20 protein-coding genes are annotated in these 20492 nt (G+C 65.8%); 13 read left to right on the forward strand and 7 right to left on the reverse strand.

Annotated elements, in window-relative coordinates; all coding sequences use genetic code 11:
* Positions 1-123: 123 nt before the first annotated feature.
* Genes AC3WS4_RS20390 through gluQRS form a run of 3 tightly spaced genes read right to left on the reverse strand, consistent with a single transcriptional unit; the run spans position 124 to position 1807 of the window.
* The gene (locus tag AC3WS4_RS20390) at positions 124-705 is read right to left on the reverse strand and encodes a cob(I)yrinic acid a,c-diamide adenosyltransferase (RefSeq protein ID WP_492737836.1); all 582 of its coding nucleotides are present in this window, start codon (positions 703-705) and stop codon (positions 124-126) included.
* A 19-nt stretch (positions 706-724) separates the two neighbouring features.
* Entirely contained in the window at positions 725-949 is a 225-nt protein-coding gene (locus AC3WS4_RS20395) for an HIG1 domain-containing protein (RefSeq protein WP_492737838.1), read from the reverse strand.
* A 9-nt stretch (positions 950-958) separates the two neighbouring features.
* Positions 959-1807, reverse strand: coding sequence for a tRNA glutamyl-Q(34) synthetase GluQRS (gene gluQRS / locus AC3WS4_RS20400; RefSeq protein WP_492737840.1), 849 nt, complete (start codon positions 1805-1807; stop codon positions 959-961).
* 171 nt (positions 1808-1978) lie between these two features.
* On the opposite strand from gluQRS, the gene AC3WS4_RS20405 reads away from it, so the two are divergent.
* The 4 genes from AC3WS4_RS20405 (at position 1979) to ppc (ending at position 6365) form a co-directional block, all read left to right on the forward strand.
* The gene (locus tag AC3WS4_RS20405) at positions 1979-2545 is read left to right on the forward strand and encodes an HNH endonuclease (RefSeq protein ID WP_492738083.1); all 567 of its coding nucleotides are present in this window, start codon (positions 1979-1981) and stop codon (positions 2543-2545) included.
* Between the two features lie 81 nt (positions 2546-2626).
* Complete coding sequence (locus AC3WS4_RS20410; protein WP_492737842.1) at positions 2627-3049, forward strand: YbaY family lipoprotein; 423 nt, start codon at positions 2627-2629, stop codon at positions 3047-3049.
* Between the two features lie 110 nt (positions 3050-3159).
* Entirely contained in the window at positions 3160-3606 is a 447-nt protein-coding gene (locus AC3WS4_RS20415) for a hypothetical protein (protein WP_492737844.1), read from the forward strand.
* Positions 3607-3686: 80 nt separating this feature from the next.
* Entirely contained in the window at positions 3687-6365 is a 2679-nt protein-coding gene (gene ppc, locus AC3WS4_RS20420; protein ID WP_492737846.1) for a phosphoenolpyruvate carboxylase, read from the forward strand.
* A gap of 115 nt (positions 6366-6480) precedes the next feature.
* Here ppc and AC3WS4_RS20425 read toward each other — a convergent pair whose 3' ends face one another.
* The 4 genes from AC3WS4_RS20425 to AC3WS4_RS20440 form a co-directional block, all read right to left on the reverse strand.
* Complete coding sequence (locus AC3WS4_RS20425) at positions 6481-6996, reverse strand: hypothetical protein (protein ID WP_492737848.1); 516 nt, start codon at positions 6994-6996, stop codon at positions 6481-6483.
* A gap of 232 nt (positions 6997-7228) precedes the next feature.
* Positions 7229-8032 carry an SDR family oxidoreductase gene (locus AC3WS4_RS20430; RefSeq protein ID WP_056342243.1) on the reverse strand — a complete coding sequence of 268 codons (804 nt, stop codon included), beginning with the start codon at positions 8030-8032 and terminating at the stop codon, positions 7229-7231.
* Between the two features lie 133 nt (positions 8033-8165).
* Positions 8166-9284, reverse strand: coding sequence for an acyl-CoA dehydrogenase family protein (locus AC3WS4_RS20435; protein ID WP_492737850.1), 1119 nt, complete (start codon positions 9282-9284; stop codon positions 8166-8168).
* Between the two features lie 120 nt (positions 9285-9404).
* Positions 9405-10586: an acyl-CoA dehydrogenase family protein gene (locus AC3WS4_RS20440; RefSeq protein WP_492737852.1), complete on the reverse strand. Its 1182-nt coding sequence runs from the start codon at positions 10584-10586 to the stop codon at positions 9405-9407.
* A 171-nt stretch (positions 10587-10757) separates the two neighbouring features.
* Between AC3WS4_RS20440 and AC3WS4_RS20445 the strand changes: the two genes are divergently transcribed.
* The 9 genes from AC3WS4_RS20445 (at position 10758) to AC3WS4_RS20485 (ending at position 20491) form a co-directional block, all read left to right on the forward strand.
* A complete protein-coding gene (locus AC3WS4_RS20445) occupies positions 10758-11615 on the forward strand; it encodes an SDR family NAD(P)-dependent oxidoreductase (RefSeq protein ID WP_492737854.1) in 858 nt (285 codons plus the stop codon).
* Complete coding sequence (locus AC3WS4_RS20450; protein WP_056342232.1) at positions 11612-13069, forward strand: MFS transporter; 1458 nt, start codon at positions 11612-11614, stop codon at positions 13067-13069. Before AC3WS4_RS20445 ends, AC3WS4_RS20450 begins: the two co-directional genes overlap by 4 nt.
* A gap of 111 nt (positions 13070-13180) precedes the next feature.
* Positions 13181-14470 (forward strand): acyl-CoA dehydrogenase family protein, encoded by a 1290-nt coding sequence (locus AC3WS4_RS20455; RefSeq protein ID WP_492737856.1) that lies wholly within the window; start codon positions 13181-13183, stop codon positions 14468-14470.
* A 118-nt stretch (positions 14471-14588) separates the two neighbouring features.
* Positions 14589-15680 carry a Zn-dependent alcohol dehydrogenase gene (locus AC3WS4_RS20460; protein ID WP_056342226.1) on the forward strand — a complete coding sequence of 364 codons (1092 nt, stop codon included), beginning with the start codon at positions 14589-14591 and terminating at the stop codon, positions 15678-15680.
* Complete coding sequence (locus tag AC3WS4_RS20465; protein ID WP_492737858.1) at positions 15677-16744, forward strand: phosphotransferase family protein; 1068 nt, start codon at positions 15677-15679, stop codon at positions 16742-16744. Before AC3WS4_RS20460 ends, AC3WS4_RS20465 begins: the two co-directional genes overlap by 4 nt.
* A complete protein-coding gene (locus tag AC3WS4_RS20470) occupies positions 16741-17514 on the forward strand; it encodes an SDR family NAD(P)-dependent oxidoreductase (RefSeq protein ID WP_492737860.1) in 774 nt (257 codons plus the stop codon). The genes AC3WS4_RS20465 and AC3WS4_RS20470 overlap by 4 nt, the downstream gene beginning before the upstream one ends.
* Position 17515: 1 nt before the next feature.
* The gene (locus tag AC3WS4_RS20475; RefSeq protein WP_056342217.1) at positions 17516-18319 is read left to right on the forward strand and encodes an SDR family NAD(P)-dependent oxidoreductase; all 804 of its coding nucleotides are present in this window, start codon (positions 17516-17518) and stop codon (positions 18317-18319) included.
* A gap of 13 nt (positions 18320-18332) precedes the next feature.
* A complete protein-coding gene (locus AC3WS4_RS20480; RefSeq protein WP_492737862.1) occupies positions 18333-19280 on the forward strand; it encodes an aldo/keto reductase family protein in 948 nt (315 codons plus the stop codon).
* Positions 19277-20491 carry a serine hydrolase domain-containing protein gene (locus AC3WS4_RS20485; protein WP_492737864.1) on the forward strand — a complete coding sequence of 405 codons (1215 nt, stop codon included), beginning with the start codon at positions 19277-19279 and terminating at the stop codon, positions 20489-20491. The genes AC3WS4_RS20480 and AC3WS4_RS20485 overlap by 4 nt, the downstream gene beginning before the upstream one ends.
* Position 20492 lies beyond the last annotated feature (1 nt).

The raw sequence follows: 20492 nt of genomic DNA on the forward strand, positions 1-20492 counted from the left end.
GCGCAGCGATGGGGAGGGGGACCGCCCGAAGGGTGGTGGAGGGGCCGCAACGCCGCGTCATAGCCCCTCCGTCAGCGCTTCGCGCTGCCACCTCCCCATGGCTTCGCCACAGGGAGGATTGTCTCAGCGCGTCGCGCCGGGCTTCCAGAGGATGTCACCGCCCGCCGCGGCGTTGAGGTGGCGGGTCAGCACGAACAGATGGTCCGAGAGACGGTTGAGATAGGTGAGCGCGAGCGGGTTGAGGTCGCGGGTCGCCCCCGCGGCGACCGCCGCGCGTTCGGCACGGCGGGCGATGGCGCGCGCGAGGTGGAGCCGCGCCGCCGCCTCGGTGCCGCCAGGCAGGATGAAGCTTTTGAGCGCGCCGAGATGCTCGTTCATCGCGTCGATCTCGTCCTCGAGCCGCGCGGTTTGCGTGGGCACGATGCGCAGCGCCATCGCGTGCGGACCGAAACCGAACTGGATATCGGCGGGGGTGGCGAGATCGGCGCCGAGGTCGAACAGCTCGTTCTGGATGCGCGACAGCATCGCCGCTTCGTCGCTGGCGGGGTCGAGCGCGGCGGCGGCGATACCGACCGCACTGTTCGCTTCGTCGACGTCGCCGATCGCCGCCATCAGCGCGTCGGACTTGGCGATGCGCGAACCGTCGACGAGCCCGGTGGTGCCGTCGTCGCCGGTGCGGGTGTAGATCTTGTTGAGCTTGACCATCGGACGCGGGCGCGGACGCCTATTGCCCCGCGGCGAGCAGGCCGATCAGCACGATCAGGATGATCGTGATCGCCTGCCACTTGACGCGCGACATCATCATCTTGTTCTGCATGACCTGATTCTCGTGCGCCGTGCCGTCCATCGCGGCGCGGTGGCCTTGCGAGAAATAGAAGAGTCCGCGCGCGAGCGAGAAGAGGACGAAGCCGGCGGCAATCACGACGCCGAGGATGAGCAGGATGGACATGCCGTCTATCTAGGGCATTTGCAGCGAATAGCCAGTGGGAAGCCGTCCACCGAGCAGATCGGCGGCGAGCGCGTGTCCGTCGGCACCGCTGGCGCGTAGCGCCGCGAGCGACGCCGCGGCGTCGCGCTTCGCCAGCCGTTTGCCGTCGGGGCCGCAGACGAGCGCGTGATGCCGATACAGCGGGGTCGGCAGGCCGAGCAGCGCCTGAAGCAGACGGTGGACGTCGGTCGCGGCGATCAGGTCGGCGCCACGGATGATGTGCGTCACCCCCATCCCCGCGTCGTCGACGGTGCTCGCGAGATGATAGCTGGCGGGGGCATCCTTGCGCGCGAGCACGACATCGCCATGGGCGCGGGGGTCGGCCAGCCGGGAGCCTTTCCCCTGCTCTTCCCAATGAAGTTCGCCCGCGACATCGGCGGCTTTCGCCATGTCGAGCCGCCAGCAATGCGGTTCGCTGGCGCGGCTTGCCCGTTCGGCTTCGGTCAGGTGCCGGCAGGTGCCGGGGTAGATCGCTCCGGATGGCCCGTGCGGCGCGGCGAGGCTCGCGGCGATATCGGCGCGGGTGCAGAAACAGGGGTAGAGGAGATCGCGGGCGGAGAGATCGTCGAGCGCCGCCCGATAGGTCGCGATCCGCTGCGACTGGCGCAGCGGATCGCCGTCCCAGGCGATGCCGAGCCAGGCGAGGTCGGCGAGCGACGCCGCGACATAGGCCTCGCGCGAGCGGCTGCCGTCGATGTCGTCGATGCGGATATGGAAGGCGCCGCCGGCGCGGCGCGCGGCGTCGAACGCGAGGACGGCGCTATAGGCATGGCCAAGGTGAAGCTCGCCGGTCGGGCTGGGCGCGAAACGGGTCAGCATGGTTTAAACCGGATTCTCCACATCATGTGGGACTCTCGGGGAAATCTTCCCATATGTTGCGGACGATGCCCCCTTGACGTCAGATTCTGATGCGGCATGTAATGACCCTGTCACTTGAGGAAGGCAGTGGCGCGCCAACCCGAGAAGCAAAGGGGGCTGCGTTACCAAGCCATGTTCCATCCCGATCTTGCCCGGCATCCCGATAGTTGCCCCGCGCTTGTTTTGAACGCCGACTATACGCCGCTCAGCTATTACCCGCTCAGCCTGTGGCCTTGGCAGACCGCGGTCAAGGCGGTGTTCCTCGACCGCGTCACCATCGTCGAAAATTACGAGCGCGAAATCCATTCGCCGACGCGGACGATGCCGATCCCGAGCGTCATCGCGCTGCGGCAATATGTGAAGCCGTCGCAGCACCCGGCCTTCACGCGCTTCAACCTGTTCCTGCGCGACCGCTTCTCGTGCCAATATTGCGGGTCGGGCAAGGATCTGACCTTCGATCATGTCGTCCCGCGCCGCCTCGGCGGGCGCACGACGTGGGAGAATGTCACCACCGCCTGCGCGCCGTGCAATCTGAAGAAGGGCGGGCGCACCCCGCAACAGGCGCATATGCCGATCCACCGCCAGCCCTGGCGCCCGACGTCGTGGCAGTTGCAGGACAATGGCCGCTGCTTCCCGCCGAACTATCTGCATACGAGCTGGATCGACTGGCTGTACTGGGACGTCGAACTCGAAGGATGACGGGAACATAACGAAGCGGACAGCGTAGGTTCAGCGGGGCGGCGCTAGCGGGCCGCATCGATCGAAAACAGGAGAAACCTCATGGCGCGCTTCACCCGCAACCTCGCGCTCGCCCTCGCCGCCCTGCCGCTCGCCGCCTGCGCGACGATCATGCCGTCCGAACAGCCGGTGTCGGTCACCGGCAGCATCACCTATCGCGAACGCATGGCGCTGCCGCCGACGGCGCAGGTCGAGGTCACGCTCGCCGACGTCAGCCTGATGGACGCACCGTCGAAGACGATCGCGCAGCAGTCGTTCACCGCCGACGGCCGGCAGGTGCCCTTCGCTTTCTCGCTGACGGTCGACGAGCGCCGCCTCGACCCGCGCGGCCGCTATTCGGTCTCGGCGCGGATCACCGACGCCTCGGGCAGGCTGATGTTCATCACCGACACGCACAATGGCGTAACCTTCGACGGCCGGCCGCGGATCGACCTGGGGACGCTGGTGCTGGTGAAGACGCGCTGACGCCCGGCGCCGCAATCAAGGGACTGGATGCAGGCCTCCGGTTACGGTAGCCGTGCCGAGAGGGTCGAGCCGCGCGGGGGCGCGCGGCGGCCTGCAGCGGGGGAATATTCATGGCGTATGAAGGCGGCTCGGGTAACACGTTCAAGAATCTCTGGTCGCCCGACCTGACGACGCGCGCGGGGGCGCTCAATGCCGCGCAGACGGCATCGCTGGCACTGTATATCGTCGCTGGCGCAAGCGCATTCCTGCTGTACGCGTCGGTGGGTTTCGACAATCTGATCGCGTTGCTCGGACAGGCGCATCCCGTGCTGTTGCTGACTTTGGCGCAATTGGCGCTGATGCTGATCGCCGCGACGATGCTGCGTTATGGACGCGGGGCGATCCTCGCAATCATCTCCGCCGCGCTCTACGCGCTTGGCATGGTGCTCAACGGCAACATCATCAACTGGGTCGTCGGCATCATCATGTTCGCCGCGATGGTCGGCGGGGTGCGCGGGGCATGGGCGCTGAGCCGGGGGCGCGGCTTCAGCGACGATATCATCGACACCTTCGCCTGAAGAGGCTGTGCGCATGGCATAGCTATGCGCGTCCATCCCCGGCTTGACCCTGCGCCTTCGCAGGTGCAGCATCCGCGCTCATGGGGCCTCCGATCCAGATCTCGCAAAATCCCGACATCCGCTATCTGGGGCGGATATTGGGCGACGTCATCCGCGCCTATGGCGGCGAGAAATTGTATCGACAGACCGAATATATCCGCTCGGTCAGCGTCGACCGGCACCGCGGGATCGACGGGGCCGAGGCGATCGACACCGGGCTCGATGCGCTCAGCCTCGACGACACGATCGCCTTTGTCCGCGGGTTCATGCTCTTCTCGATGCTCGCCAACCTTGCCGAGGACCGGCAAGGGATCGCGGCCGAGCCCGAGGCGACGGTCGCGGCGGCGCTGGCGCGACTGAAGGACGGCGGGATCGATAGCGACGCGGTCGCGCAGTTGATGAGCGCCGCGCTGGTCGCACCGGTGCTGACCGCGCACCCGACCGAGGTGCGGCGCAAGTCGATGCTCGACCACAAGAACCGCATCGCTGAGCTGATGCTGCTGCGCGATGCGGGCGCCGAGGAGACGCCCGAGGGCGATATCGTCGAGGACGCGATCCGCCGCCAGATCGTGCTGTTGTGGCAGACACGGCCGCTGCGCACCGAGAAATTGTTCGTCGCCGACGAGATCGACAATGCGCTGACTTACCTACGCGACGTGTTTCTGCCGGTGCTGCCCAAGCTGTATGCGCGCTGGGAGAAGGAGCTGGGGCAGCGTCCCGCGAGTTTCCTGCGCGTCGGCAGCTGGATCGGCGGCGACCGCGACGGCAATCCCTTCGTCACCGCCGGGACGCTGCGCGAAGCGACCGCGCGCAACGCCGCCGCGGTGCTCGGACATTATAGCGACGCGGTCCACGCGCTCGGCGCCGAACTGTCGGTGTCGGCGGGACTCGCCCCCGTGCCCGAAGCGGTCGAGGCGCTGGCCGAGGCGAGCGGCGACACCGCGCCGAGCCGCCGCGACGAACCCTATCGCCGCGCGCTGTCGGGAATTTATGCCCGGCTCTGCGCGACCTTCACCGCGATCACCGGCAAGCCCGCGCCGCGCCCGTCGGCGCTGACCGGCGAACCCTATGCCACCCCCGGCGACTTCCGCCGCGATCTTGTCATGCTGGCCGACGGCCTCGAAGCAAGCGGCGAAGGCCAACTCGGCGGGATCGGGGCGCTAGGACGGCTGATCCGCGCAGTCGAAGTCTTTGGCTTCCACCTCGCGACGCTCGACATGCGGCAGAACAGCGCGGTCCACGAACGCGTGCTCGGCGAAGTGCTGCGCGTCGCCGGGGTGTGCGAAGATTATGCCGCGCTCGATGAAGAGGCGCGCGTGGCGCTGCTCACCGCCGAGCTGGCGAGCGACCGCCCGCTCGCGGCATCGTGGCATAGTTGGAGCGAGGAAACCGAAGGCGAACTGGCGATCGTCCGCGCCGCCGCCGATGTCCGCGCGCGGCTCGGCCCCGATGCGATCTGCCAGTGGATCATCAGCATGGCGCAGACCTTGTCCGACCTGCTCGAAGTCCATGTGCTGGCGCGCGAGGCGGGGCTGTGGCGGAGCGGCGAAGCGGCGGGCAAGAGCAACCTGATGGTCGTGCCGCTGTTCGAGACGATCGCCGACCTCGACAAGGCGCCGGCGATCATGGCGCGATACTTCGCGATGCCCGAAATCGGCCCGCAAGTGGCTCTGCGCGGGCATCAGGAAGTGATGATCGGCTATTCGGATTCGAACAAGGACGGCGGCTATCTGACCTCGACCTGGGGGCTGCACCAGGCGTCGCAGGCTTTGACCCCGGTCTTCGCCACCGCCGGACCCTCGATGCAATTGTTCCACGGCCGCGGCGGCGCGGTCGGGCGCGGCGGCGGCAGTGCCTTTGCCGCGATCCGCGCCCAGCCCGCGGGCACGGTGCAGGGGCGCATCCGCATCACCGAACAGGGCGAGGTGATAGGCGCGAAATATGGCACGGCGGACAGCGCGGCGACCAACCTCGAATCGATGGTGTCGGCGAGCCTGCTCGCCAGCCTCGAGCCCGAAATATTGGGCGCCGCCGACTGCGTGCGCTTTACCGCCGCGATGGACGCGGTGTCGGACCGCGCCTTCGCCGCCTATCGCGGGCTGGTCTACGACACCCCGACCTTCAAGGATTTTTTTCGCGCGATGACCCCGATCGCCGAGATCGCGACGCTGAAGATCGGGTCGCGGCCGTCGAGCCGCACCAAGTCGACCGCGATCGAGGATTTGCGCGCGATCCCCTGGGTGTTCAGCTGGGCGCAGGCGCGCGTCATGCTGCCCGGCTGGTACGGGACGGGCGAGGCGTTTTTGGGGTTCGCCGACAAGGTGCTGCTCAAGGATATGGCGGCGAGCTGGCCCTTCTTTGGCGCGCTGCTCGGCAATATGGAGATGGTGCTCGCGAAATCCGACATGGGGATCGCGGCGCATTATGCGGGGCTGGCGAACCATGTCGACGGGCATGACGCGATCTTCGGGCGGATCAAGGACGGCTGGAACCGCTCGCACGACGGCCTGCTCGAAATTACCGGCCAGACGCGGTTGCTCGAGAATAATCCGGCGCTCGAGGCGTCGATCCGGTTGCGGCTGCCGTATATCGAGCCGCTCAACCTGCTCCAGATCGAGCTGATGAAGCGCCACCGCGCGGGCGAGACCGATGCCCGGATCGCCGAGGGCATTCAGCTGACGATCAACGCGATCGCGACGGCACTGCGGAATAGCGGGTAGAGCCGAGCCCTACCCTATCCCGTTTGTGTCGAGCGAAGTCGAGACACGCAAACGCCGCGCCAGCGTGTCTCGACTTCGCTCGACACAAACGGAGGTTGGGCGGGTCTTGGCCACCCTATTTCGAAACGATCCGCACCTCGCCCTTGGCGTTCGCGCCGTCAGGGGCGAAGGCGACGGTGAAGGCGTCGCCGTCCTTGTCAGTGCCCGCGAGCGTGTCGCCGGTGCGGCTGACCTTGATCGATTTTTTCGCGAATTCACCCGCCATCCAGTCGGCCGCCTTCGCCGGGGTCGCGGGCGAGGTGAAGCCGAACTTCACCACCGCGTCATTGGCGCCATTCTTGTCATTGGCGTTGATGTCCATCGTGGTGATCTGGCTGCCCGGGAACAGCTTCACCCCGTCGATGTCGAAATCGCTGTTGATGTCGAGGTCGGCGATATCGGGGATGTCGAGGTCGATATTGACCCCGGTGCCGTCGATCTTGAGCTTGCCGCCGTCCTTGCCCGAAGTGATGTGGACCGCGCCGCCGTCGCCGTCGGCGTTGATCGTCAGTTCGGGCGAATCCTTCGGCTTTTCGTTCTGCCCGCAGGCGGCGAGGAGCATCATCGGGGGAAGCAGGAACGCGAAACGCATGGGCCATCTCCTTGGTGAGTTATATTAATAATACACCGAGGCGTGGACTGAGTCAATTTCCACGACGCGTCGCATCGGCCGTGGATGATATGATTCGCGCAGAGGCGCAGAGAACGCCGAGAGAAAGGAAGGGGCGGCAAAGCCGCCAATCTTTTCCTCGTCCTTCGACCGCGCCCCAGCGCAAAACAAAATCTCTGCGCTCTCTGCGCCTCTGCGCGATTTTTTTCTTTCGCTACGCGTCGATGCTCGTCCGCACATCGCCGTGGACCAGCCCGCCGTCGACGGTGATCGTGTCACCGACGACATAGTCGCCCGCTTTCGAGGCGAGGAAGATCGCGGCGCCGGCCATATCCTCGGGCACGCCGATGCGCTTGACCGGGATGCTTTGCGCCACCGCGTCGCCATGGTCGCGCGCGGCCTTGTTCATGTCCGACTGGAAGGCGCCGGGGGCGATCGCGGTGACGAGGATATGATCCGAAACCAGCCGCGCCGCGAGGCGTTTGGTGAGGTAGAGGATCGCCGCCTTCGACGCGTGATAGCTGTAGGTTTCCCAGGGGTTGAGCCGCTGGCCGTCGATCGAGCCGATGTTGATGACCTTCGACGGCCGCGCCGCGGTGCCGCCGGCCTTGAGCAGCCCGTGCAGCGCCTGCGTCAGGAAGAAGGGCGATTTGACGTTGATGTCCATCACCTTGTCCCAGCCGGCCTCGGGGAAACCCTCGAAGGGTTCGCCCCATGCGGCGCCGGCGTTGTTGACGAGGATGTCGAGCCGTTCCTCGCGCGCTTCGAGTTCCTTCGCGAGCGCGCGGCAGCCCTCGACGGTCGAGAGGTCCACGGGAAGCCCGATGACCTTGCCCGGATAGCGCGTTTCGAAATCGGCGACGGCTTCCTCAATCTGCGCACTCTTACGCGCCGAGATATAGACGCGCGCGGCACCAGCGGCGAGATAGCCCTCGACGATCATCTTGCCGATGCCGCGCGAGCCGCCGGTGACGAGCGCGATGCGGCCGTCGAGGCCGAACATGTCATTGAGATTCATTGTCTCATCCTTTTGCTCCCTCCCCTTCAGGGGAGGGTTGGGGTGGGGCCTGTGGGCTCGATGCCCTCCCCGCTGCGACTAGCGAACAAGTTCGCAAGTCTCGCTGCCCCTCCCGCAAGCGGGAGGGGTGAGATTAATAGCCGTTCATGCGGGCGACCTGATCGATGTGGTAATGCACATCGCCCATATACTCCGCCAAGGCGCGGTCGCGTTTCATATAGAGGCCGATGTCATATTCGTCTGTCATGCCGATGCCGCCGTGCATCTGGACGCCTTCACGCACCGCGAGGTTGGCGGCGCGGCCGGCCTTGGCCTTGGCGACCGAGACCATCAGCCTGGCGCCCTCGCTGCCCTGATCGAGCAGTTCCTGCGCCTTCATCACCGTGGCGCGCGCGACTTCCATCTCGCCATAGAGGTGCGCGGCGCGGTGCTGGAGTCCCTGGAACTCGCCGATCAGCTTGCCGAACTGCTTGCGTTCCTTGAGGTAGGTGACGGTCATATCCATCGCCCCCTGCCCGACGCCGACCATTTCGGCGGCGGCACCGGTGCGGGTCGCGGCAAGCAGCGCGTCGAGGATGTCGCCGCCGGCATCGACCTCACCGATCACCGCGTCGGCATCGAGTTCGACACCGTCGAGCGTGACATGGCTGGCGAGGCTCGAGTCGACGAGGCGGCGCGGATCGACGGTGACGCCCTTGGCATCCTTGGGCACCGCGAACAGCGTGATGCCGCCGTCGGTCTTCGCCGCGACGATGCTCATGTCGGCGACATGGCCGTGGAGGACGAAGCTTTTCTTGCCGTCGATGCGGAAGCCGTTGCCCGAGCGCGTCGCGCTGGTCGCGATACGGTCGGGGCGGTGCTTGGCGCCTTCGTCGATCGCGAGCGCGATGATCGCTTCGCCGCTGGCGATCGCGGGGAGCCAGCGCTCGGCCTGCGTGCCGCCGGCCTTCGCCAGCGCGGCGACCGCGCCGACGCCGGTCGACAGGAAGGGCGACGGGGTCAGGTTGCGGCCGATTTCCTCGAGCACGATGCCCGCCTCCATATGCCCCATGCCGAGCCCGCCATGCGCTTCGGGGACGAGCATGCCAGGCAGGCCCATTTCGGTGAACTGCGCCCAGAGGTCGCGCGAGAAGCCGGTGGCGTCAGCGCTGTCGCGCAGTTTGCGCAGGTGCGAAACCGGCGCCTGTTCGGCCACGAAGGGCGCGACGCTGTCCTTGAGCATCGCCTGATCGTCATTGTGGTAGAGTGGCATTGGTTTTCTCCAGTTCCCCTCCCGCTTGCGGGAGGGGTTAGGGGAGGGCTTGTTAGGACACCGCCCCTGAAATCGACAGGCCCTCCCCCGACCCCTCCCGCAAGCGGGAGGGGAGAAGGATTACGCCCCCGGCAAATCCAGGATACGCTTGGCGATGACGTTGAGCATGACTTCGCTCGTCCCGCCTTCGATCGAATTGGCCTTGGTGCGCAGCCAGCCGCGCGCGCGCGCGCCGCCCTTGGTCTCTTCGCTGTCCCATTCGAGCGCTTCGCTGCCGCCGCCCGACATGACGAGTTCGTGGCGGCGCTTGTTCAGCTCGGTGCCGACATATTTCATCATGTTCGACGACGCCGGATGCGCGCGGCCGGTCTTCCACATGTCCATGAAGCGTTCGCCCATCGCGCGGTAGGCAAAGACATCGACGTCGAACGCCGCCATTTCGGCGCGCAGGATCGGGTCGTCGAGTTCGCCCGCTTCATTCTTGCCGAACGCCTTGGCAAAGGCGCCGCCGATGCTGACCATGTCGCCGCCGGCGCCGCCGCCCGAGATCATCTCGCGTTCGTGGCCGAGCAGATATTTGGCGACGTCCCAGCCGCGATTGATTTCGCCGATGAACTGCGTCTTGGGCACGGCGACATCGTCGAAGAAGGTTTCGCAGAAAGGCGAGTTGCCGCTGATCAACAGGATCGGCTTGGTCGTGACGCCCTTGCTCGCCATGTCGAAGAGCATGAAGGTGATGCCCTGGTACTTGTTCGCCTTGTCGGTGCGGACGAGGCAAAAAATCCAGTCGGCCTTGTCGGCATAGCTCGTCCAGATCTTCGACCCATTGACGACCCAATGATCGCCCTTGTCTTCGCCAAAGGTCTGGAGCGAAACGAGGTCGCTTCCCGAGCCGGGTTCGGAATAGCCCTGGCACCAGCGGATTTCACCGCGCGCGATCGGGTTCAGATAGTGAACCTTCTGCTCCTCGGTGCCGAATTGCAGCAGCGCGGGGCCGAGCATCCAGATGCCGAAGCTGTCGAGCGGCGAGCGCGCATTGATGCGCTTCATTTCCTGTTTGAAGACCTTGGTCTGCTCGGGCGTCAGCCCGGCGCCGCCATAGGCTTTCGGCCAGTCGGGCACCGTATAACCCTTGCTCACACAGGCTTCGAGCCACTGCTTCTGGGCATCATTTTTGAACACCCAGTTGCGGCCGCCCCAGCAGACATCGCCTTCCTCGCGGATCGGCTCGCGCATTTCGGGGGGGCAGTTGGCTTCCAACCAGCCGCGCACGTCAGCGCGGAAGGCGTCAAGATCGCTCATCGCTAAGGCTCCTCTTCCGGGGCGCAAACTAAGAGGACTCGGCTACTTTACGCAAGCGTCAACTTGACCGCCGCGACCTGCCGTTACGGCGCCGTAGCGTCCGGCAGGCCGCCGTTGACGCGCCCTTTCACGCGCCTAAGCTTAGGTCGCAAAACAAAACGGGAGCAGGATATGCGATTCGCAGGCAAGGTCGCCGTCGTCACCGGCGCAGCATCGGGCATCGGCAAGGCTGCGGTGCTGAAACTCGCCGGCGAGGGCGCGCATGTCTTCGCCGCCGACATCGACGAAAAGGGCGGACAAGCGCTGGCCGAACAGTCGAACGGCAAGATCGATTTCGTCCGCTGCGACGTCACGCGGCCCTCGGACATCGAAGCGCTGATGGATGCCGCCGCCGCGAAGGCGGGCGGCATCGACATCGTGTTCAACAACGCCGCCGCGGGCGGCGATCGCGCGCCGATCGACGAAATCACCCCCGAGGGCTGGGACCGCACGATGGACCTGGTGCTGAAATCGGTGGCGATGGGGATTCGCTACGCCAGCCCGCATATGAAGGGCCGCAAGGGCGCGGCGATCGTCAACACCGCCAGCGTCGCGGCGCTCGGCGCGGGCTATTCGCCGACCGCCTATGCCGTGGCGAAGGCGGGCGTGCTCCACCTCACCAAGGTCGCGGCGACCGACCTCGCGCGCTATGGCATCCGCGTCAACGCGATCTGTCCGGGCTTCATCAACACCAATATCTTCACCGCCTCGCTCGACGTGCCCGACGCGATGAAAGGCGAGGCGAACGCGATCATCGCCGGGATGAGCGCGCAGGCGCAGCCCGTCGCGCGCGGCGGCCAGCCCGAGGATATCGCAAACGCCGTCGCCTATCTGGCGAGCGAGGAATCGAGCTTCATGACCGGCACCCATATGCTCGTCGACGGCGGGCTGACCATCGGTCAGCGCCACGCCTGGGACCCCGAAGCGCCCGGGATGTTCGACGCCCTGACAGCGATGGAGGAGGCGGCGAAGGCGGGAGCACCCGCGTGAGCGCAACGGCGAGCGCGCTGCCGCCCTCCGGAAAGCTGCCTCTGCCCATCAAGCTCGGCAACGGCTTCGGGTCGATTGCCTATGGCGTGAAGGACAATGGCTTCGCCACGCTCCTCATGCTGCTCTACAATCAGGTCCTCGGACTCGATGCGCGGATCGTCGGGCTGATCCTGCTGCTCGCGCTGTTCATGGACGCGATCATCGATCCGATGGTCGGCTACTGGAGCGACAAGACGCACAGCCGCTGGGGCAAGAGGCACCCGTGGATGTATGCGGCGATCCTGCCGATGGCGTTCGCCTGGATCATGCTGTGGCACCCGCCGTCGCTCGATCAGCAGTGGCTCTATGGCTATCTGCTGCTTTTCGCCTTCCTGATGCGCGCCGCGGTGTCCTGTTATGAAATCCCCGCGCTCTCGGTCGTCCCGGCGCTGACCAGCGATTATGACGAAAGGACCTCGCTGACGCGCTGGCGCTTCGTCTTCGGCTGGGCCGGCGGGCTCGTCATGTTGACGCTGGCCTTTGGCTTTTTCCTCGTACCCAGCGAAAAATACCCCGTCGGCCAGCTCAATCTCGATGGCTATCAGCTCTATGGCTGGACCGGCGCGGTGCTGATGATCCTTGCGACCAGCGTGTCGGCCTTGACCACCCACCGCCGCCTCGCCCACCCCGACGCGGCGCCGCCGACGCACCTGCCGCTGGGACAGACGCTGCGCAAGATCAAGACCATCCTGTCGAACAAGGCTTTCCTCGTGTTGCTCGGCAGCTCGGTCTTCGCCTTCGTCAACCAGGGCCTGACCTTTTCGATCACCGCCTATCTGCTCACTTACTATTGGCTGATGCCGCAGGCGGGCTTCATCGCCTATTCGGCGACCCTGTTCGTCGGCGTGGTCGGCGCCTTCCTCGTCGTCGGGCTGCTCCAGAAACGGATGGAGAAGCGAACCGGCGCGGTGGCGGCGGGCGTGCTCGCGCTGTGTTTCGGGGTTTCCCCCTATCTGCTGCGCTTCATCGGCCTGTTCCCCGACAATGGCGCATCGGCGCTGATCCCGACGCTGTTCGCGCTGATCACCATTTCGAACGCCTTTTCGGTCGCGTCGATGATGCTCGCCCAGTCGATGGCATCGGACATCGTCGAGGCGTCGCAGGAAAAAACGGGTGAGCGGTCCGAAGGCATTTTCTTCTCGGCCTATTTCTTCGTCCAGAAATGCGCGACCGGCATCGGCCTGTTCCTGACCGGGCAGATCATCGGAGCGGCGAATTTTCCGGCCAAGGCGACGCCGGGTCAGGTCGACCAGTCGATCCTCGACAATCTGGCGGTCTATTTCCTGGCCGTTCTTGTCCTCTTCGCCATCGCCAGCATCTGGTTCATCTCGCGATTCCCGATTTCGCGTGCCGACCACGAAGCGCGTGTCGCGGCGATGGCGGAAGCGGCGGAAGCGGCAAGACCACATCCGTAACGGAAAAGTTCGCGAGGCGGCGAAAGGGTGTAATTTTGAGGCCGCAGGGCTTGGCAAGCGGGGCCGAATCGGTCCATGGGCTTACGTAAACGTAAAGGGAAGGATGCGAGCATGGATTTCGATCTCACCGACCGGCAGGTCTATTGGCGCGACCGCGTACGCGACTTCATCGAGCGCAAGGTGCGTCCCGCCGTCCCCACCTATGACAAGCAGGACAAGGAAGGCGACCGCTGGAAAGTCATCCAGGTCGTCGAGGATCTGAAGGCCGAGGCGAAAGAGGCCGGGATCTGGAACCTGTTCATGCCGCCGCGCAGCGCCGCGCACCACCATGTCGACGAAACGATCGAGTTCGAAGGTCCCGGCCTCACCAACCTCGAATATGCGCTGTGCGCCGAGGAAATGGGCCGCGTCGGTTTCGCCAGCGAAGTGTTCAACTGCTCGGCGCCCGACACCGGCAACATGGAGGTGTTCCACCGCTATGGCACCGCGGCGCAGAAGGAAAAATATCTGCTGCCGCTGATGAACGGCCAGATCCGTTCGGCCTTCCTGATGACCGAACCGAAAGTGGCGTCGTCCGACGCGACCAACATCGAGACGCGCATCGAGCGCGACGGCGACGATTATGTCATCAACGGCACCAAATGGTGGTCGTCGGGCGCGGGCGATCCGCGTTGCAACATCGCGATCGTGATGGGCAAGACCGACTTCGCCGCCAAGCGCCACGCGCAGCAGTCGATGGTGCTGATGCCGCTCGACGCGCCGGGAGTGAACATTTTGCGTCATCTGCCGGTGTTCGGTTACGACGATGCGCCGCACGGCCATATGGAAATCGAGCTGAAGGACGTCCGGGTCAACGCCGAAGAGGCGATGCTGCTCGGCGAGGGCCGCGGCTTCGAGATCGCGCAAGGCCGCCTCGGGCCGGGCCGTATCCACCATTGCATGCGCACGATCGGCGTCGCCGAGGAGGCGATTGCCAAGATGGCGAAGCGCCTCCAGTCGCGCGTCGCCTTCGGCAAGAAGGTCGCCGAATATAGCATCTGGGAACATCGCCTGGCGCGCGCGCGCATCGACATCGAAATGACGCGGCTGCTCTGCCTCAAGGCCGCCGACATGATGGACAAGGTCGGCAACAAGTCGGCCGCGGCCGAGATCGCGATGATCAAGGTGCAGGCGCCGAACATGGCGCTGAAGATCATCGACGATGCGATCCAGGCGCATGGCGGCGCGGGCGTGTCGGAAGATTTCGGGCTCGCCAAGGCCTATGCGCATCAGCGCACGCTGCGGCTCGCCGACGGTCCCGACGAAGTGCATGAGCGCGCGGTGGCGCGGATCGAATTCGCCAAGCATAGCGAAGCGAGCGAGCCGGGTTTCTCGTCGGGCGACATCGGCGTGTCGCGCTAAACTTTCCTCCCGCTTGCGCGAGGGATTGGGGGAGGGCCTGTTCCTCCCCCGCATCGCGACCGACAAGCCCTCCCCTATCCCCTCCCGCAAGCGGGAGGGGGATGATATGGAGCTTTAGATGACCAAAGCCGCCATCCTGATCGAACCCGGCAAGCCGCTGCAGATCGAGACCGTCCAGATCGCCGATTGCGGCCCGCACGAGGTCCGCATCCGCACCGCCGCCTGCGGCCTCTGCCATTCGGACCTGCACTTCATCGACGGCGCCTATCCGCACCCGCTGCCCGCGATCCCCGGCCATGAAGCCGCCGGCATCGTCGAAGCGGTCGGCAGCGAAGTGCGCACGGTCAAGGTCGGCGACGCGGTCGTGACTTGCCTGTCGGCCTTTTGCGGCCATTGCGAATTCTGCGTTTCGGGCCGCATGTCCTTGTGCATGGGCGGCGACACCCGCCGCGCCCCCGGTCAGCCGCCGCGCATCACGCGCCCCGACGGCAGCATCGTCAACCAGATGCTCAACCTCAGCGCCTTTGCCGAGACGATGCTGGTCCACGAACATGCCTGTGTGCGCATCGACCCCGACATGCCGCTCGACCGCGCCGCGGTGATCGGCTGCGCGGTGACCACCGGCGCGGGAACGATCTTCAACGCGTGCAAGGTCACCCCGGGCGAGACCGTCGCGGTCGTCGGCTGCGGCGGCGTCGGCCTCGCGACGATCAACGCCGCGAAGATCGCCGGCGCGGGGCGGATCATCGCCGCCGATCCGGTGCCCGAAAAGCGCGCGCTGGCGATCAAGCTCGGCGCCACCGACGTCGTCGACGCCCTCGCCGACGATGCCGCGAAGCAAATTCTGGAGCTGACCAAGGGCGGCGTCGACCATGCAATCGAAGCGGTCGGGCGCCCGGCCTCGGCCAGCCTCGCGGTCGCGTCGCTACGCCGCGGCGGCACCGCGACGATCCTCGGCATGATGCCGCTCAGCGAGAAGGTCGGCCTGTCGGCGATGGACCTGCTCAGCGGCAAGAAACTGCAGGGCGCGATCATGGGCGGCAACCGCTTCCCGGTCGATATTCCGCGCCTCGTCGATTTCTACCTGCGCGGACTGCTCGACCTCGACAGCATCGTCGCCGAGACGATCCCGCTCGCGCAGATCAACGAAGGGTTCGACAAGATGAAGAAAGGCGACGCCGCCCGTTCGGTGATCGTATTCGACCAATGACATTGGACGCACAAAAGGCCTTCAGCGGCACCGTCGCGCCCGAGGGCGCCGATATCCTCGACGAGGCGAAGCTGACCGCATGGATGGAGGCGAATGTAGAGGGCTTCGAGGGCCCGCTGACGCAGGGCAAATTTGCCGGCGGCCAGTCGAACCCGACCTACAAGATTTCGGCACCGTCGGGCAATTATGTCCTCCGCCGCAAGCCCTATGGCCAGCTGCTGCCCTCGGCGCACGCGGTCGACCGCGAATATAAGGTGCAAGCGGGGCTCCATAAGGCCGGTTTCACCGTCGCGCGCCAATATGGCCTGTGCACCGATGACAGCGTCGTCGGCAGCTGGTTCTATGTCATGGGCATGGTCGATGGCCAGACGATCTGGGACGGCGCGATGCCGGGGTCGACGCCGGAGAATCGCCGCGCCACTTACGAGGCGATGATCGATACGCTCGCCGCGCTGCACAATGTCGATGTCGAGGCGGCGGGGCTGTCGGACTATGGCAAGCCGGGCAATTATTTCGGCCGCCAGGTCGACCGCTGGACCAAGCAGTACCGCCTCTCCGAAACCGAGACGATGGACGAGATGGAGCGGCTGATTGCGTGGCTGCCCGCGACGCTGCCCGAACAGACGCGCACCAGCGTCGTTCATGGCGACTATCGCATCGACAATATGATCTTTGCGAAGGATCGCCCCGAAGTGCTCGCGGTGCTCGACTGGGAGCTGTCGACGCTGGGCGACCCGCTCGCCGATTTCACCTATGTCGCGATGGCGTGGGTCACCGAAAATGGCGGGCGGTCGGGGGTCGAGGATCTCGACCGCGTGGGCCTCGGCATTCCCGAACTGGGCGAAATGGTCACCCGTTATTGCGCCGCGACGGGCCGCGACGGGGTGCCCGACATGAACTGGTATTTCGCCTATAATTTCTTCCGTCTCGCGGGCATCATCCAGGGCATCAAGAAGCGCGTGATCGACGGCACCGCCTCGTCGCAGCATGCCAGGGACATGTCCGAGCGTGTCCGCCCGCTCGCCGAAAGGGCGTGGGATTTCGCAAAGAAGGCGGGCGCATGAACCTGTTCGACATGACCGGCGAGGTCGCGCTGATCACCGGATCGTCGCGCGGCATCGGCAAGGCCATCGCCGAGGCGATGGCCTTCCACGGCGCCAAGGTCGTGATTTCGAGCCGCAAGCAGGACGCATGCGACGCGGTCGCGGCCGAACTCAACGCGCAATATGGCGAAGGCACCGCGATCGCGATCGCCGCCAATATCTCGTCGAAGGACGGGCTGCAGAATCTGGTCGACGAGACGGTAGCGGCCTTCGGCCCGGTCACCGCGCTCGTCTGCAACGCCGCGTCGAACCCCTATTACGGGCCGTCGGCGGGAATCAGCGACGACCAGTTCCGCAAGATCATGGAAAACAACATCCTGTCGAACCATTGGCTGGCGCATATGTGTGCGCCCGCGATGCTGGCGGCGGGCAAGGGGTCGATCATAATCATCAGCTCGATCGGCGGCCTCAAAGGTTCATCGATCCTCGGCGCCTATGCGATTTCGAAAGCCGCCGACATGCAGATGGCGCGCAATCTGGCCGATGAGTTCGGACCGCAGGGCGTGCGCGTCAATTGCATCGCGCCGGGGCTGATCAAGACCGATTTCGCGCGCGCTTTGTGGGAAAATCCCGAGAATCTGGAAGTTTCGACACGGCGATCATCGCTCCGCCGGATCGGTGAGCCCGAGGAAATCGCCGGGGCGGCGGTGTTCCTCGCCAGCCGTGCCGGCGGCTTCACCACCGGCCAGACGATCGTCATCGACGGCGGCAACACTTCGAGCGGAGGATAAGATGGGCGCATTGGACGGCAAGATCGCGATCATCACCGGCGCCGGTTCGGGTATCGGACGCGCGAGCGCGCTGCGCTTCGCCGCCGAGGGCGCGAAGCTGGTGCTCGGCGACAAGACCGCAGCGGTGCATGATACGGCGCAGTTGGTGAAGGACGCGGGCGGCGAGGTCGTCGCGCTCGAAATCGACGCGGGCGTCGAGGCCGATGTCGAAAAGCTGGTCGCGACCGCGAAGGACAGCTTCGGCGGACTCGACGTGGCCTTCGCCAACGCCGGTATCATCGGCGACATGGGCGGTATTTTCGATTTCGATCCGGCCGCCTGGGCCGAGACGCTGCGCGTCAACCTGATCGGCCCGGCGTTGATGGTGAAGCATGCCGGCAAGGCGATGGTCGACCAGGGCCGCGGCGGCGCGATCGTGCTGACCGCGAGCGTCGCGGGGATCAATTCGGGCGCCGGCCCCGGCGCATATTCGGCGTCGAAGGCGGGGGTGATCAACCTCGCCAAGACCGCCGCGCAACAGCTGACCACCAGCGGCGTGCGCGTCAACGCGATCTGCCCCGGCCTCACCGAGACCGGCATGACCAAGCCGACCTTCGACTATGCCAAGGCCAAGGAGGTCACCCACAAGCTCGGCCAGCTCAATCCGCTGAAGCGCGCCGCACAGCCCGAGGAACTCGCCAATGTCGCGCTCTTCCTCGCCAGCGACCAGGCGAGCTATGTCAACGGACAGGCGATCGCGGTCGACGGCGGGCTGACCAGCTCGCACCCGGTGACGCGCCAGCTTCTGGGCCAGACCTCGCACTAAGGAATTTGGGCGCATGAAATATCGCGAACTCGGCGACAGCGGCATCCGCGTTTCGACGATCTGCCTCGGCAGCTGGCTCACTTACGGGGTCGGGGTCGACGACAGCGCCGGGCGCGCCTGCGTCGAGGCGGCCTTGGATGTGGGCATCAACTTCATCGACACCGCCAATGTCTATGGCCGGGGCGCCGCCGAGGAATTTCTGGGCGAGGCGCTGAAGGGGCACGCGCGCGATTCCTATGTCCTCGCGACCAAGGTGTTTTTCCCGATGTCGGACGGCGACAAGGGGCTGAGCCGGGCGCAGATCGAAAAGCAGATCGACGCCAGCCTGGCGCGGCTGCAGACCGACTATGTCGACCTCTATCAATGCCACCGCTACGACCCCGACACCCCGCTCGAGGAAACGATGGAAGCGTTGAGCGCGGTCGTGACGAGCGGCAAGGCGCGCGCGATCGGCTTTTCCGAATGGTCGCCCGAGAATATCGAGGCGGCGCTGGCGCTCGCGCCTCGCCATGTCAAATTCGTGTCGAGCCAGCCGCAATACAGCCTGCTCTATCGCCGTGCCGAGGCGAAGGTGATCCCGATCAGCATCGCGAATGGCATCGGGCAGATCGTCTGGTCGCCGCTCGCGATGGGCGTGCTCAGCGGCAAATATGCCCCCGGCGCCGAAATCCCCGCCGGCAGCCGCGCATCGGGCGAGGATGCCCATTTCATGGGCCGCTACCTGACCGACCCGGTGCTCGAAGCCGTGCAACGGTTGAAACCGCTCGCCGACAAGGCGGGTTGCACCATGGCGCAGCTCGCCATCGCCTGGGTGCTCGCCCAGCCGGGCATCACCAGCGCGATTGTCGGCGCAAGCCGACCCGAACAGTTGCGCGAGACCGCCGCCGCGGCCGATCTGACGATCGATCCGGCGCTGCTCGCCGAGGCCGCCGCCATCCTCGAAGGAGTTCGCATTTCGTGAGTGGGTCCAAGAATCCGGGTTTCGACGCCGCGCGGCTCGACCGCATCCCCGCCTTCCTCAAGGCCAAATATGTCGACACCGGCCGCCTGCCGCATGCGGCGACCTTGGTATCGCGGCGCGGCGAGATCGTGCATCAGTCGCTCGTCGGCGAGGGCAGGCCCGGCGAGGCGCTCAAGGACGATGCGATCTTCCGCATCGCGAGCATGACCAAGCCGATCACCAGCATCGCCTTCATGATGCTGGTCGAGGAGGGCAAGGTCGCGCTTTCCGATCCGCTCACCAAATTTTGCCCCGAGTTCAAGGACACCGGCGTCTTTGTCGCGGGCGGCGGCAATGTGCCCTTCCTGACCCGCGCACCGTCGCAGCCGATCCGCATGGTCGACCTGCTGCGCCACACCGCCGGGCTGACTTACGGGTTTCAGGAGCGCACGCCCGTAGACGCCGCGTACCGCAAGGCGCGAATCGACGATTTCGACGCCGATTATACGATGGACAGCTTCATCGCGGGGCTCGCGAAAATCCCGCTGCAGTTCGACCCCGGCGCGCACTGGAATTATTCGATGGCGACCGACGTGCTCGGCGCGGTGGTCGAGCGCATCGAGGGCAAGCCGTTCGCGCAGGTGCTGCAGGAGCGCATCTTCGGCCCGCTCGCCATGGTCGACACCGGCTTCAAGGTCCCCGCCGACCAGCAGCATCGGTTGACCGACTGTTATATGTTCGACCCGCAGGCGAAGATGAAGGCGTTCGACAGCGGCGACAAGAGCCGCTGGGCGAAGGATCGCAGCTTCCATTCGGGCGGCGGCGGGCTGGTCTCGACGCTCGCCGACTATCATCGTTTCTGCCTGATGCTGCTCGGCGGCGGGCAACTCGACGGCACGCGGATCATCAGCCGCAAGACGCTGGCGCTGATGACCGCGAACCATCTCGTCGGCGGCGGCGACCTCGTCCAGCATAGCGTCGGCATCTTTTCGGAGGCCGAAAATGCCGGGGTCGGCTTCGGGCTCGGCTTCGCGGTGACCGAGCAGCCGGCGCAGACGCTGACCCCCGGGTCGGTCGGCGATTATTATTGGGGCGGCATGTTCTCGACCGGCTTCTTCGTCGATCCGGTCGAAGAAATCGCGATGGTCTTCATGACCCAGCTCATGCCCTCTTCCACCTATCCCGTGCGGCGCGAGGTCAAGACCTTGATCCACGCCGCGCTCAACGACTGAT

It is taken from the genome of Sphingopyxis sp. EU05-FHT14B03 (genome assembly GCF_058790875.1).

Coding starts and splice junctions, on each gene's coding strand:
- AC3WS4_RS20390 (WP_492737836.1), bottom strand. CDS start 705: ATGGTCAAGCTCAACAAGATCTACACCCGCACCGGCGACGACGGCACC.
- AC3WS4_RS20395 (WP_492737838.1), bottom strand. CDS start 949: ATGTCCATCCTGCTCATCCTCGGCGTCGTGATTGCCGCCGGCTTCGTC.
- gluQRS (WP_492737840.1), bottom strand. CDS start 1,807: ATGCTGACCCGTTTCGCGCCCAGCCCGACCGGCGAGCTTCACCTTGGC.
- AC3WS4_RS20405 (WP_492738083.1), top strand. CDS start 1,979: ATGTTCCATCCCGATCTTGCCCGGCATCCCGATAGTTGCCCCGCGCTT.
- AC3WS4_RS20410 (WP_492737842.1), top strand. CDS start 2,627: ATGGCGCGCTTCACCCGCAACCTCGCGCTCGCCCTCGCCGCCCTGCCG.
- AC3WS4_RS20415 (WP_492737844.1), top strand. CDS start 3,160: ATGGCGTATGAAGGCGGCTCGGGTAACACGTTCAAGAATCTCTGGTCG.
- ppc (WP_492737846.1), top strand. CDS start 3,687: ATGGGGCCTCCGATCCAGATCTCGCAAAATCCCGACATCCGCTATCTG.
- AC3WS4_RS20425 (WP_492737848.1), bottom strand. CDS start 6,996: ATGCGTTTCGCGTTCCTGCTTCCCCCGATGATGCTCCTCGCCGCCTGC.
- AC3WS4_RS20430 (WP_056342243.1), bottom strand. CDS start 8,032: ATGAATCTCAATGACATGTTCGGCCTCGACGGCCGCATCGCGCTCGTC.
- AC3WS4_RS20435 (WP_492737850.1), bottom strand. CDS start 9,284: ATGCCACTCTACCACAATGACGATCAGGCGATGCTCAAGGACAGCGTC.
- AC3WS4_RS20440 (WP_492737852.1), bottom strand. CDS start 10,586: ATGAGCGATCTTGACGCCTTCCGCGCTGACGTGCGCGGCTGGTTGGAA.
- AC3WS4_RS20445 (WP_492737854.1), top strand. CDS start 10,758: ATGCGATTCGCAGGCAAGGTCGCCGTCGTCACCGGCGCAGCATCGGGC.
- AC3WS4_RS20455 (WP_492737856.1), top strand. CDS start 13,181: ATGGATTTCGATCTCACCGACCGGCAGGTCTATTGGCGCGACCGCGTA.
- AC3WS4_RS20460 (WP_056342226.1), top strand. CDS start 14,589: ATGACCAAAGCCGCCATCCTGATCGAACCCGGCAAGCCGCTGCAGATC.
- AC3WS4_RS20465 (WP_492737858.1), top strand. CDS start 15,677: ATGACATTGGACGCACAAAAGGCCTTCAGCGGCACCGTCGCGCCCGAG.
- AC3WS4_RS20470 (WP_492737860.1), top strand. CDS start 16,741: ATGAACCTGTTCGACATGACCGGCGAGGTCGCGCTGATCACCGGATCG.
- AC3WS4_RS20475 (WP_056342217.1), top strand. CDS start 17,516: ATGGGCGCATTGGACGGCAAGATCGCGATCATCACCGGCGCCGGTTCG.
- AC3WS4_RS20480 (WP_492737862.1), top strand. CDS start 18,333: ATGAAATATCGCGAACTCGGCGACAGCGGCATCCGCGTTTCGACGATC.